Here is a 12,815-nt window from a genome sequence, read left to right on the forward strand (position 1 = left end):
CGGCGCCGCCTTAGCCTTCGGCAACATCGAACACGTGTCGCAAATAGCTGACAAACGCGGCGTCGCGGCACATGCTCTTGCCCGGTGAATCCGACAGTTTCGCCACCGGCTGGCCATTGCAGGCGGTCATCTTGATGACCATGTTGGTCGGCTCGACACCGGGGATGTCGCAGGTAAGGCCCGTGCCGATGCCGAAGCTGGCATGGGTGCGACCGGCCAGGGCGCGGTGGATCTCCAACGCCTTGGCTAGGTTCAGGCCGTCGGAAAAGATCAGCTGACGGGTTCGTGGGTCGATGCCCAGGCGTTGATAGTGCGCGATGGCCTTCTCGGCCCAGACCAGCGGGTCGCCCGAGTCATGGCGCAGGCCGTCGAACAGCTTGGCGAAGTAGAGATCGAAATCGCGCAGAAAGGCATCCATGGTGATGCAGTCGGTCAGTGCGATACCCAGCGCCCCGCGGTATTCGCGTACCCAGCAATCAAGCGCCGCGGCCTGGCTGTCGATCAGTCGCGGGCCGAGCTGCTGATGCGCCATGATCCATTCGTGGGCCATGGTGCCCATTGGCTTTACCTGTAGCGTGCGCGCCAGATGGACATTGCTGGTGCCGACGAAGCGGCCCGGAAAATCGCTTTGTAGTCGTTTTACTACCATCGCCTGGACGGCATAGGAAAAGCGCCGGCGCGTGCCGAAGTCCGCGAGGGTGAAGTTTGCCAGTTCCTCGGTGCTGGCCTGGCGACGCAACCAGCTCAGCTTTTCATCCAGCCGGTCGCTTGCCTGCTCCATCGTCACCTGCGGGTAGCGGGCGCGGTTGCGTACCTCGCTGACAATGGCCAGCAGCGGCACCTCGAACAGGATCACGTGGAGCCAGGGACCGCGCAGGTGAATCACCAGTTCGCCGTCCTCGATGCCGATGCGCAGGTAACGCAGATCGAAGCGGAACAGGCCAAGAAAGCGGATGAAATCCGCTTGCATGTAGGGGATGCACTCGAGGAAGGCCAGCTCTTCAGGCGTCATCTGCAGGTCGGCAAGCACCTCGATCTGCTGGCGGATTTCATCGAGGAACGGCGTCAGGTCTTCGCCGGAGCGACTGCGAAACGCCCACTCGACTTCTGCGTTGGGGTAGTGATGCAGCACCGCCTGCATCATGGTCAGCTTGTAGAAGTCGGTATCCAACAGGCTCTGGATGATTCGTTCGGAAAATGCGCTGCTGCTCATCGACTACTCCAAGTTGGAAAGTCTCCTGATAATAGCGACAAACGGCACGAGCAGGTCGAGTTCGATGGTTCGGTGACGCCTGATGTCCGGTAGATGCGGTGGCGTAATTGCAGTTAGTTGGGGTAAGTGTCGAGACTGCTGAACTTATTTATATTTATTTTATATATTGCTTTGGCCTCGATCTGGCTGTTCGGGACGAGCTGTATAAAGACAAATAGGATAATCCGCTGTTTAGGGAATCGTTACCGCTTTCAAAATAAAAGAAGGGCAGGAGCCAATTAGGCGCCTGCCCCTGTTCATACCGTCAGCCTTTAGCTGCTGCGGCCGCCGCCGTGGCTGTTCTGGCCGCCTTTGCGGCCAGCTTCGGAGGCCTTCTCGCGGTCGTTGGCGAAGTTGCCGCCGCTGTTGTGTCCGCCTTTGCGGCCAGCTTCTGATGCTTTCTCTTTATCGTTGGCGAAGTTGCCAGGGTTGCTATTTGCCATGTCTTTTTCTCCTCAGTGGATAGAGACTTTCACAAAGGGCTGAAGAAAGAGATCCATCAGCCTCCCTGTGTCAGAGGGAGTCCGGCGATAGGAGTTTCGAAGAATAAAAACGTATAGACGAATGGTTTTCCCCATGTCATGTAGGACTATGGCGGAGTGGAATTACAGGCGAAGCGGCAAAGTTAAGGCAGCTTTAATTATCTGTAGCCAAGCAGGATGCAGCTGCTTGCACCTCAGGCGGCGAGTTTCTCGCTGCGCTCGGCGAGAAGACGCATCACATAGCCGATCTTTAAAGCAGTGGGGCCGAGGATGACCAACGCATGGCAGGCGACGATGCTGCTCAGTGCAAGGTTTTGATCGAACAGGTAAGCGCCGCTGATTCCTGCCAGCAGGAGCAGCACACCGGCGATCATCAACGCGTTGGCGGTACGCATCAGGCGGTGCGGGGCGGAAAGGCGATAGAGCATGACCGAATCTCCTTTGAAGCGAGGCTCGCAGCGAGCGAGCCTCCGAATGGATCAATCGAGCGCTGAAGCGGGACCGAAGAACTCGTAGCGCGTCTGGTGCTCAGGCACGCCAAGCGCTTTGAGCTGGCGGCGGATTGCAGCCATGAATGGTTTTGGCCCGAGGAAGTACGCATCGACATCACGATCGGCCGGCAGCCATTCGCCCAGCTGACGTTCGCTGAGTCGGCCGACGGCATCAGGCGCGGGCTCTGTGGCGGCGTGTTCCTCGTAACAATAAAAACGTTTGAGCTGCGCGTGGCGCTCGGCTAGCGCATCCACGCTGCGACGGAACGCATGCACTCCGGCGTTGCGAGCACAATGGATGAAATGCACCGGCCGGGCGCTGGCCAGTGCCTGTTCCAGCATTGCCAGGGTAGGCGTGATACCCACGCCACCGCTGATCAGCACCAAGGGCTTCTCACTGGGTTGCAGGGTGAACTCGCCGGCAGGCGCGAACAGTTCCAGCACCGTGCCCTCCGACATGTCGTGCAGGGCGTTGGACACCACGCCGCCGGGCTCGCGCTTGACGCTGATGCGGTACTCGCTGCCATTGCCTGCGGCGGACAGCGAGTAGTTGCGGCGCGCCTCGTTGCCGTCGATTTGCAGGCGCAAGCCGATGTATTGGCCGGGCAGAAACTCCATTAGCGGCCCGCCGTCCTCCGGTTGCAGGTGAAAGGACGTGATCTCGTCACTTTCGACTACCTTGCGGGCAATGCGAAAACGCCGTGCGCCGCGCCAGCCACCGACGGCCTCGGCCTTGGACTGATAGAGCTGTTCCTCCTGGCCGATGAGGATGTCAGCCAGCTGCTGATAGGCGGCGCCCCAGGCATCGATCACCGCGTCGGTAGCGATTTCCTCGCCCAGTACTTCGCGGATGGCGCGCAGCAGGCAGGAGCCCACCAGCGGGTAATGTTCGGGCAACACCTGCAGGGCGACGTGCTTGTTGATGATCTGAGCGACCAGTGGGCCGAGCGCTTCGAGGCGGTCGATATGTTTGGCATACATCAGTACGCCGTTGGCCAAGGCGCGTGGCTGCTCGCCGCTGGCCTGGTGAGCCTGATTGAACAAGGGCTGCACCTCGGGGTGTTCGGTGAGCAACAACCTGTAGAAATGTGTGGTCAACGCCTCGCCACCGCTCTCCAGCAGCGGCACGGTGGCTTTGATTAGGGCAGTCTGTTCAGCGCAAAGCATTGCTAACTCCTCTGATGGGAAAGTCGTCCTGTATTCGCGGGGCGAACACGAAACGTTCTGCCATAGAGGCTTTCAACAATCGTTCCAGGTCGAAAATTGACTTGAATCAAGGTTTGCAGGGTGTGCGAGGTAAAAAGAACCTTGGCTTTTCATGGTGATATGGACCTTAAAGGGTCGAAATCACCTTGGCGGTGACGATCGAACCTCGCCCGCTGGCAGCTTTCTTACCAGGGGCGATCCGCGATATTTCATTCAACAGCAGGAGAGAGGGCCATGGAGATCTATCACATCACTCACGAAGATGACCGCTGGGTGCTACGCGAAGAAGGCGATCAGCGCGCGTTGCTTGAAGCCGGGAACCGACAGGACATTCTCGACGAGACGCACGACTACATGAAGCTGCGCACCGCGCTGGTGAATGTTCACGGCGATGACGGCAGCATCGAGGAGGAGCATCGCTATCCGCAGGAGCAGAACCCGCTGGAGACCAGGGGCTGAGCGACTTGGTCCATCAGCAGCGAATGGCCGGCAGCCAGGCTAGTCGAGTATCTCGATACGCAGTGAGTTGGTTGTGCCCGGCTGGCCAAGCGGTACACCCGCGGTGATCAGCACGGTGTCACCGCTCCCGGCCATGCCTTGGGCGCGGGCCAGCTCCAGGGCGTGGCCGCAGACCTGTTCCATGTCGCGCATCGGCGCATCCACCACCGAGTAAACGCCCCAGGCCACGGTGAGCTTGCGCGCGGTGGCGGCGCTCGGCGTCAGGCTGAGGATCGGCGTCGCCGGGCGCTCGCGCGAGGCACGCAGGCTGGAGCGTCCCGACTCGGTGTAGTTGACCAACACCGCCACCGGCAGGATGCCGCTGATGCGGCGAATGGCGCAGCTGATGGCATCGGACAGCGTCGCCTCCGCGCTCGGCCGGTGCACCTCGAGCTGGGCCTGGAAGTCCGGGCCGCTTTCCACCTGGCGAATGATCTTGCTCATCATGCTCACTGCTTCCAGCGGGTAGTCGCCGGAAGCGGTTTCTGCCGACAGCATCACCGCATCCGCGCCTTCGGCCACCGCGTTGGCCACGTCGGTGACTTCGGCGCGGGTCGGCGCCGGGGCGAAGCGCATGGATTCGAGCATTTGCGTCGCCACCACCACCGGGCGACCCAGCTGACGGCAGATGCGCACGATGTTCTTCTGGATGCGCGGCACGTTCTCTGGCGGCACTTCCACGCCCAGGTCGCCACGCGCCACCATGATCGCGTCGGAGAGCCGCGCGATCTCGCGCAGATGGTCCACCGCCGAAGGCTTTTCGATCTTGGCCATGAGGAAGGCGCGCTCGCCGATCAGCTTGCGTGCCTCATGAATGTCCTGCGGGCGCTGGACGAAGGACAGGGCCACCCAATCAACGCCCAGTTGCAGGCCGAACGCCAGGTCACGACGGTCCTTCTCCGTGAGCGGGCTTAGTTCCAGCACTGCTTCCGGCACGTTGACACCCTTGCGGTCGGACAGCTCGCCGCCAGCCAGCACACGGGTGTTGATTGCGTCGGCATGACGCGCAGTCACCGTCAGGCGCAGTCGGCCGTCGTCGATCAGCAGCTGCATGCCGGGTTCGAGCGCGGCGATGATCTCCGGGTGCGGCAGGTTTACACGGCGGTTGTCGCCTGGGGTCGGGTCCAGATCCAGGCGAAAGGCCTGGTCACGCTCCAGCCGTACCTTGCCCGCGGCGAATCGGCCAACCCTGAGTTTGGGTCCTTGCAGGTCCATGAGGATGCCGATTGGCTGCTTCAGCTCGCGTTCCCCCTCTCGGATCCAGGCGAAGCGCTCGGCATGGTCGGCATGCTCGCCATGGCTGAAGTTCAGGCGAAACAGGTTCACTCCGGCGTGCACCATGGCGCGCACGTCATCGACGCTGCGCGTGGTGGGGCCGAGGGTGGCGAGGATCTTGACCTTCTTGTCGGGTGTCATGGCAGGCTCGCTGACAGGTGAGCGCCGCGCCCTAAACGGACGGCGGCAGGATCAGGATGGCGCGGAAATCGTTGACGTTGGTGCGCGTCGGGCCGGTGACGATCAGGCTGTCCAGCGCGGCGAAGTAGCCGTAGCCATCGTTGTTGGCCAGCGCATCGGCGGCGCGCAGGCCCTGTGCTTCGGCACGGGCGAAGCTGTCCGGGGTCATCAGCGCGCCAGCGTTGTCTTCCGAACCGTCGATGCCGTCGGTGTCGCCGGCCAGCGCATAGACGTTCGGCAGGCCTTGCAGCGCTTCGGTCAGGGCGAGCAGGAACTCGGCATTGCGCCCGCCGCGTCCGTTGCCGCGCACGGTGACGGTGGTCTCGCCGCCGGACAGGATCACGCAGGGCGCCGCAATCGGCTGGCCGTGCAGCACCACCTGGCGGGCGATGCCGGCATGCACCTTGGCCACCTCGCGTGCTTCGCCTTCCAGATCACCTAGGATCATCGGGGTAACGCCAGCGGCGCGGGCCACCTCGGCGGCGGCATCGAGCGATTGCTGGGGTGTGGCGATCATCTGGAAGTGGCTGCGCGAGAGCATCGGGTCGCCCGGCTTGAGGGTCTCCGAACGCGGGTCTTCGAGCCAGGCGCGCACGTTGGCCGGCACCTCGATGTGGTAGCGCTCGAGGATTGCCAGCGCCTCGGCCGAAGTGGTCGGATCAGCCACGGTCGGCCCGGAAGCGATCACCGTGGCCTCGTCGCCGGGCACGTCGGAAATCGCATAGGTGTACACGCTGGCCGGCCAGCAGGCCTTCGCCAGGCGACCGCCCTTGATCGCCGAGAGGTGCTTGCGTACGCAGTTCATCTCGCCGATGTGCGCGCCGGAGCGCAGCAACGCCTTGTTTATCGCCTGCTTGTCGGCCAGCGAGATGCCTTCGGCCGGCAATGCCAGCAACGACGAGCCGCCGCCGGAGAGCAGGAAGATCACCCGGTCGCTTTCCTCGAGGTTGCTGACCAGCTCCAGCACGCGGCGGGCGACGCGCTCGCCGGCGTCATCCGGTACCGGGTGCGCGGCCTCCACCACCTCGATCCGGCGGCAATCGGCGTGATGTTCGTAGCGGGTCACCACCAGGCCGGACAGCTCGCCTTCCCAGACCTGCTCGATGGCTTCGGCCATGGCCGCGGCGGCCTTGCCGGCGCCGATGACGATGGCCCGACCGCTGCGGTCTTCGGGCAGATGGTCGGCGAGCACGTGGCGCGGATGAGCAGCCTCGATGGCGCTGTCGAACAGCTGGCGCAGCAGGGCTTGGGGATCGATGGGCATCTCTGGCTCCTTGGTTCTTTTTGCAGAGGCCGATTGCAGACCTTAGGGCTCGGCAATGCAAGCGCTAAGGGTTGAAATCGACCCGCCCGGCAGTCGGGCCGTGACTCCTAGTGCCGGGCGAATCGAAAAGATGCCGTCCGCAGACGGCGGTTGGTGTGCAGGTGCGCGGGGCACTGGTCGTGGGGAGACGCGATGATTCCTACCCCACGCACCTGCAATCCAACCCTTTGAGCGTCGCTGGAGCCGAGCGTTGCGGTGACCCACCACCCGGTCTGTCTGTCCCTGAAGGTGGGGTCGCGAGGCTCGACGCAGCGCGCTCGAAGGCTTTACTCCTTGCGGATCGAGAAGTTGGCCATGTGCTCCAGGCCCTTGATCAGCGCCGAATGGTCCCAGCCGCTACCGCCGATCGCCGCGCAGGTGCTGAACACCTGCTGGGCGTTGGCGGTATTGGGCAGGTTGAGGCCCAGCTCGCGGGCGCCGGCCAACGCCAGGTTGAGGTCCTTCTGGTGCAGGCTGATGCGGAAGCCCGGATCGAAGGTGCCCTTGATCATGCGCTCGCCGTGCACTTCGAGAATCTTCGAGCCGGCGAAGCCGCCCATCAGCGCCTCGCGCACCTTGGCCGGGTCGGCGCCGTTCTTCGCGGCGAACAGCAGGGCCTCAGCGACCGCCTGGATGTTCAGCGCGACGATGATCTGGTTGGCCACCTTGGCGGTCTGGCCGTCGCCGTTCTCGCCGACGCGGGTGATGTTCTTGCCCATCGCCTGGAACAGCGGCAGGGCGCGCTCGAAGGCCGCTTCGCTGCCGCCGACCATGATCGACAGGCTGCCTGCCTTGGCGCCGACTTCACCGCCGGATACCGGCGCGTCGAGGTATTCGGCGCCGCTCTCCTTGATCTTTTCGGCGAACTGCTTGGTGGCGCTGGGGGAGATCGAACTCATGTCGATCACCACCTTGCCCGGGCCGACGCCAGCCGCGATGCCCTGGTCGCGGAACAGCACGTCCTCGACCTGCGGCGTATCCGGCACCATGACGATGATGAACTCGGCCTCCTGCGCGACTTCCTGCGGGGTGGCCAGGGCGATGGCGCCGGCCTGCACCAGGTCGGCGGGTGCCTTGTCATGATGTTCGGAAAGGAACAGTTGGTGGCCTGCGTTCTGCAGGTTGCTTGCCATGGGTTTGCCCATGATTCCGGTGCCGATAAATCCGATCTTAGCCATGGTTGTTTCTCCTCAAATTCTGTTCGGGTCAGATGGCGTTGTGTGTCTTCAGCCAGGCGAGGCCTTCGGCGGTGCTGGTGGCCGGCTTGTACTCGCAGCCGACCCAGCCCTGGTAGCCGATACGGTCCAGGTGCTCGAACAGGAAGTGGTAATTGATCTCGCCGGTGCCCGGTTCGTTACGGCCCGGGTTGTCAGCCAGCTGGATATGGTTGATCGCGTCCAGGTTGGCTTCGATGGTCCGCGCCAGGTCTCCCTCCATGATCTGCATGTGGTAGATGTCGTACTGCAGGAACAGGTTGGGGTGACCGACCTTGCCGCGGATCTCCTGCGCCTGGGAGGTGTTGTTGAGGAAGAAGCGTGGGATGTCGCGGGTGTTGATCATCTCCATCACCAGGCGGATGCCAGCCTCCTCGAGCTTCTGCGCGGCATAGCGCAGGTTCTCGATAAAGGTCATTTCCAGCTTGCCGAGATCGGCGCCACGCGGGGCGATGCCGGCCAGGCAGTTGACCTGGGTATTGCCGAGCACCTTGGCATAGGCGATGGCCTGGTCGACGCCGGCGCGGAACTCCTCGACCCGCTCCGGCAGGATGGCGATACCGCGCTCACCGCTTGCCCAGTCGCCGGCCGGCAGGTTGAACAGCACCTGGGTCAGCTTGTTGGCGTCCAGCCGGGCCTTGATCTCCTCGGCCGGGTAGTCGTAGGGGAACAGGTACTCGACACCGGTAAAGCCGGCTTCGGCAGCGGCGGCGAAGCGGTCGAGGAAATCCATCTCGGTGAACAGCATGGACAGATTGGCGGCAAAGCGGGGCATGGTTCTCTCTCCTGATCTGTAGGGATCAAATTCGGTTCAGCATTGCGGCGGTGCGGTGACCACCCTGGGTGTTGCGTTGTGGTGGATATGCTTCGCGATATCCACCCTACGGTTGCTTCGGTGCCCGTCGCTGATAACTGCGGCGGCCGGTAGGACGGGTGGCCGCCCCGTGGAAGAGCGCGAAGCGTCTTCCACGCGGTTGTGGTTACGGGCGAATCAGTCCAACAGCCCGACCGCCGTCGGCGCATCTTCACGGCCTTCGGCCAGCGCCTCGAACTCGTTGATGGCGTCGATCTCGGTGCCCATGGCGATGTTGGTCACCCGTTCGAGGATCACCTCGATCACCACCGGCACGCGGTACTCGGCCATCCAGGCCTGGGCCTGTTCGATGGCCGGGCGCAGGTCTTCCTGGCGAAACACGCGGATCGCCTTGCAGCCCAAGCCCTCGACCACCGCGACATGATCGACGCCGTAGCCTTCCATGCCGCTCTGGTCGGCATTGATGTTCTCGAAGCCCAGCTGCACGCAGTAATCCATCTCGAAACCGCGCTGCGACTGGCGGATCAGCCCGAGGTAGGCGTTGTTCACCAGGATGTGGATGTAGGGCAGCTTGAACTGGGCGCCCACCGCCAACTCCTCGATCATGAACTGGAAGTCATAGTCGCCCGAAAGCGCCACCACCTTGCGCGCCGGATCGGCGGCAACCACACCGAGCGCTGCCGGAATGGTCCAGCCGAGCGGGCCGGCCTGGCCGCAGTTGATCCAGTGGCGCGGCTGGTAAACGTGCAGGAACTGCGCGGCGGCGATCTGCGACAGGCCGATGGTGCTGACGTAGCAGGTGTCCTTGCCGAAGGCGTTGTTCATGCACTGGTACACACGCTGCGGCTTCATCGGCACGCTGTCGAAGTTGGTCTTGCGCAACATCGTGCGCTTGCGTTCCAGGCAGTCGGCGGCCCAGGCGCGGCGATCCGGCAGGCGACCTTCAGCCTTGCGTTCCCTGGCTACCTCGACGAACAGCTCAAGCGCGGCGCGGGCGTCGGAGACGATCCCGTAGTCCGGCGCGAACACCCGGCCGATCTGGGTCGGCTCGATGTCGACGTGAACGAAGGTGCGGCCCTTGGTATAGGTCTCCACCGACCCAGTGTGGCGGTTGGCCCAGCGGTTGCCGATGCCGAGCACGAAGTCGGATTCCAGCATGGTCGCGTTGCCGTAGCGGTGGCTGGTCTGCAGGCCGCACATGCCGGCCATCAGCGGATGGTCGTCGGGGATCGAGCCCCAGCCCATCAGCGTCGGGATCACCGGCACGTCCACGGTCTCGGCGAACTCCACCAGCAAGGTTTCGGCTGCGGCGTTGTAGATGCCGCCGCCGGCGACGATCAGCGGACGCTCGGCGGAGCAGAGCATGTCGATGGCCTTCTCGATCTGCTTGCGGGTCGCCGCCGGCTTGTACACGGCGAGCGGCTCGTAGGTGTCGATGTCGAATTCGATCTCGCCCATCTGCACATCGAATGGCAGGTCGATCAGCACCGGGCCGGGGCGGCCTGAGCGCATCACGTGGAAGGCCTGCTGGAACACGCGCGGCACCAGCGCCGGTTCGCGAACGGTAACCGCCCACTTGGTCACCGGCTTTGCGATGGATTCGATATCGACGGCTTGGAAATCTTCTTTGTGCAGCTTGGCACGCGGCGCCTGGCCGGTGATGCAGAGGATCGGGATCGAGTCGGCCGAAGCGGAATACAGGCCCGTGATCATGTCGGTGCCGGCCGGGCCCGAGGTGCCGATGCACACGCCGATGTTGCCCGGCTTGGCGCGGGTGTAGCCCTCGGCCATGTGCGAGGCACCCTCGACGTGGCGGGCGAGGATATGACGGATGCCGCCATCGGCCCGCAGGGCGGAATACAGCGGATTGATCGCGGCTCCGGGGATGCCGAAGGCGGTGTCGATGCCTTCCTTGCGCATTACCGCGACGGCAGCGTCGATTGCTCTCATGCGGGCCATGGATCACACCTCTTATTCGATAGTTTTTCTACGTGGCTCAAGCATGCCGCCCTGGATTCTCCGGCGGAATTGGCCGAGACTTCAGTTCTGTCGATATCAGGAGTATCGAATGGATCGTTACACGACCCTGCGCAGCTTCGTGCTGGTGGCCGATTGCGGCAGCTTCGCCGCGGCTGCGCACAAGGAAAACGTCACTCCAGTGGTGATGGGGCGGCGGCTGGATGCGCTGGAGCGGCATCTGGGTGTGAAGCTGATGCACCGCTCGACGCGCGGGCTGTCATTGACCGATCTGGGCGAGCAATACCTGGAGCGCGCCCGTGGGCTGCTGAAGGATTTCGATGAGGTGGATGCCAGCATCAGCCACGACCGCACTTCGGTGCGTGGCCATCTGGTGGTGTCGGCGCCAGCAGCATTCGGCCGGCGACATATCGGCCCGCACGCGCCGGCATTCCAGGCGCGTTATCCCGACCTGCAACTGTCGTTCAACTTCACCGACAGCGTGGTCGATCTGGTGCGCCACGGCTATGACATGGGCATTCGCATCGGCGAGGTGACCGACCCCAACTATGTGGCGGTGCGGCTGTTTCCGAACAGGCGGGTGGTCTGCGGCTCGCCCGAGTACTTCGCCCGCCACGGCACGCCGAAGGCATTGGAGGAGCTGACCGAGCACAACTGCCTGGCCTTCAACCTGCAGGGCGGGCAGCAGCGTGGCTGGACTTTCCTGCGCGACGGCAGGCAGGTGGCGATCCGCGTGGCCGGCAATCTGGACTGCAATGACGGTGAACTGCTGTTCGACTGGGTCAAGCAGGGCCTGGGCATCGGCTGGCGCTCGACCTGGGAGATCCAGGCCGAGCTCAAGCGCGGCGAGCTGGTCACGGTACTCGACGAATACGCGCTGCCGGCCTACGACATCCAGGCGGTGTACCCGCAGCAGCGCTACCTGCCGGCCAAGGTGCGTTTCTTCATCGACTACCTGAAGGACATCTACAACGCACCGGGCTATTGGGAAGTGCGCTGAGCGGCTCAGTTGCCGCGGTAGGTGGAGAAGCCGTAGGGGCTCAGCAGCAGCGGGATGTGGTAGTGCTCGACGCTGCCATCCGCTTCGAAGATCACTGGAACTTCGGGGAAAAAGGTGCTGGCATTCTGCGCGGCGAACCAGTCGCCGGTCTTGAAGGTGACGCGGTAGGTGCCTTTTTCCAGCGCCTTGCCTTCGGGATACAGCGCGGTGATGCGGCCTTGGGCGTTGGTCTCGCCGCTGTTGAGTGATTTCCAGGCATCACCCTGACGTTGTTCCAGGGTGACACGGACGTCTGGCGAAGGCAGGCCGTCTTGCAGATTCAGCACATGCACGCTGAGCGGGTTGCCAGCGGCCAGGGACAGACCGGACAGGCCGCTGAGCATCAAACCGGCGGCGATTGAACGTAGTGCTTTCATGGGGTTTTCCTTTTCTTCAGTGGGAGGAGGGCAGCAGTTTTTCGATGGCGGCCATGGCGCAGGCCTCGTCGTTCTTGGCACCGCCGGCGCCGGCCACGCCGATGGCGCCGATCACCTCGTTGCCGACCTTCAGCGGCGCGCCACCGCCGAGCAGCAACAGCTCATCCAGCGTGTTGAGGTTGGCGGCGTCCGGCGTAGCGGCGGCGCGCTCGGCGAACAGACGGGTCGGGGTCTTGCTCGACAGCGCGGTGTAGGCCTTGCGTTGGGCGGCGAGGGTGTTGTGCGGGCCGACGTTGTCGTCCCGGCGCAGGGCAACCAGATTGCCGCCGCGATCAACCACTGCGACCACCGCCGTGCGGTTTTCCGCGTGGCACTGGTCCAGCGTGGCCTGGATCAGGCCATCGGCCAGGGCCAGCGAGACGTTCTGCTGGGTGATCGGTGCCGGCGTGGCGGCGTTGGCGCTCAGGGCCGGGGTAATTAATGCCAGGGTCAGCAATGACAGTGTGGCTGCGAGACGCATATCGGTTTCCTTGGGTGACTTGGCTGCGGAGCGCATGGTGCCGATGCCAGCCCGTCAGAACCGTTGCCTGCGCATTACGCTTTTGTAATGGCCGCTTCGTCGCCGACTCCCTAACCTAGCAGGCCGTTGAAGAACTACCTGCGTTGCCATCGCTGCGTTGAAAACAGGCTCTAAATGCTCATTTACC

The 12,815-nt window shown here is 63.5% G+C and carries 13 protein-coding genes; 2 read left to right on the forward strand and 11 right to left on the reverse strand.

Translation table 11 applies throughout. The features are described from left to right. Positions 1-10: 10 nt before the first annotated feature. The 4 genes from pncB to hmpA all read right to left on the reverse strand — a co-directional run bounded on the left by pncB (position 11) and on the right by hmpA (position 3,392). The gene (pncB, locus tag UIB01_RS05390; RefSeq protein WP_038657588.1) at positions 11-1,213 is read right to left on the reverse strand and encodes a nicotinate phosphoribosyltransferase; all 1,203 of its coding nucleotides are present in this window, start codon (positions 1,211-1,213) and stop codon (positions 11-13) included. A gap of 311 nt (positions 1,214-1,524) precedes the next feature. Continuing rightward, positions 1,525-1,695: a con-10 family general stress protein gene (locus UIB01_RS05395; RefSeq protein WP_038657590.1), complete on the reverse strand. Its 171-nt coding sequence runs from the start codon at positions 1,693-1,695 to the stop codon at positions 1,525-1,527. Between the two features lie 233 nt (positions 1,696-1,928). Continuing rightward, on the reverse strand, positions 1,929-2,162 hold the full coding sequence (locus UIB01_RS05400; protein WP_038657592.1) for a hypothetical protein: 234 nt from the start codon (positions 2,160-2,162) through the stop codon (positions 1,929-1,931). 51 nt (positions 2,163-2,213) lie between these two features. Next, positions 2,214-3,392, reverse strand: coding sequence for an NO-inducible flavohemoprotein (gene hmpA / locus UIB01_RS05405; protein ID WP_038657594.1), 1,179 nt, complete (start codon positions 3,390-3,392; stop codon positions 2,214-2,216). 273 nt (positions 3,393-3,665) lie between these two features. Here hmpA and UIB01_RS05410 point away from each other — a divergent pair, with 273 nt between their 5' ends. Continuing rightward, positions 3,666-3,890, forward strand: a complete 225-nt coding sequence (locus UIB01_RS05410; RefSeq protein WP_038657597.1) for a DUF2188 domain-containing protein — start codon at positions 3,666-3,668, stop codon at positions 3,888-3,890. 39 nt (positions 3,891-3,929) lie between these two features. Here UIB01_RS05410 and pyk read toward each other — a convergent pair whose 3' ends face one another. The 5 genes from pyk to gcl all read right to left on the reverse strand — a co-directional run bounded on the left by pyk (position 3,930) and on the right by gcl (position 10,674). Further along, entirely contained in the window at positions 3,930-5,345 is a 1,416-nt protein-coding gene (gene pyk / locus UIB01_RS05415) for a pyruvate kinase (protein WP_038657599.1), read from the reverse strand. A gap of 31 nt (positions 5,346-5,376) precedes the next feature. Next, positions 5,377-6,648, reverse strand: a complete 1,272-nt coding sequence (locus tag UIB01_RS05420; RefSeq protein ID WP_038657601.1) for a glycerate kinase type-2 family protein — start codon at positions 6,646-6,648, stop codon at positions 5,377-5,379. Positions 6,649-6,974: 326 nt separating this feature from the next. Continuing rightward, the gene (locus UIB01_RS05425; RefSeq protein WP_038657602.1) at positions 6,975-7,865 is read right to left on the reverse strand and encodes a 2-hydroxy-3-oxopropionate reductase; all 891 of its coding nucleotides are present in this window, start codon (positions 7,863-7,865) and stop codon (positions 6,975-6,977) included. 28 nt (positions 7,866-7,893) lie between these two features. Further along, positions 7,894-8,676, reverse strand: a complete 783-nt coding sequence (gene hyi / locus UIB01_RS05430; RefSeq protein ID WP_038657604.1) for a hydroxypyruvate isomerase — start codon at positions 8,674-8,676, stop codon at positions 7,894-7,896. Positions 8,677-8,892: 216 nt separating this feature from the next. Next, a complete protein-coding gene (gcl, locus tag UIB01_RS05435; protein WP_038657606.1) occupies positions 8,893-10,674 on the reverse strand; it encodes a glyoxylate carboligase in 1,782 nt (593 codons plus the stop codon). A gap of 109 nt (positions 10,675-10,783) precedes the next feature. On the opposite strand from gcl, the gene UIB01_RS05440 reads away from it, so the two are divergent. Then, complete coding sequence (locus tag UIB01_RS05440) at positions 10,784-11,692, forward strand: LysR family transcriptional regulator (RefSeq protein ID WP_038657608.1); 909 nt, start codon at positions 10,784-10,786, stop codon at positions 11,690-11,692. 5 nt (positions 11,693-11,697) lie between these two features. On the opposite strand, the gene uraH is transcribed toward UIB01_RS05440, so the two are convergent. Both uraH and UIB01_RS05450 read right to left on the reverse strand, forming a co-directional pair. Further along, positions 11,698-12,108 (reverse strand): hydroxyisourate hydrolase, encoded by a 411-nt coding sequence (uraH, locus tag UIB01_RS05445; RefSeq protein WP_038657612.1) that lies wholly within the window; start codon positions 12,106-12,108, stop codon positions 11,698-11,700. A 16-nt stretch (positions 12,109-12,124) separates the two neighbouring features. Beyond that, the gene (locus tag UIB01_RS05450; protein ID WP_038657614.1) at positions 12,125-12,628 is read right to left on the reverse strand and encodes a GlcG/HbpS family heme-binding protein; all 504 of its coding nucleotides are present in this window, start codon (positions 12,626-12,628) and stop codon (positions 12,125-12,127) included. Between the last annotated feature and the right edge of the window lie 187 nt (positions 12,629-12,815).

It is taken from the genome of Stutzerimonas decontaminans (genome assembly GCF_000661915.1).
GTDB classification, from domain to species: domain Bacteria; phylum Pseudomonadota; class Gammaproteobacteria; order Pseudomonadales; family Pseudomonadaceae; genus Stutzerimonas; species Stutzerimonas decontaminans.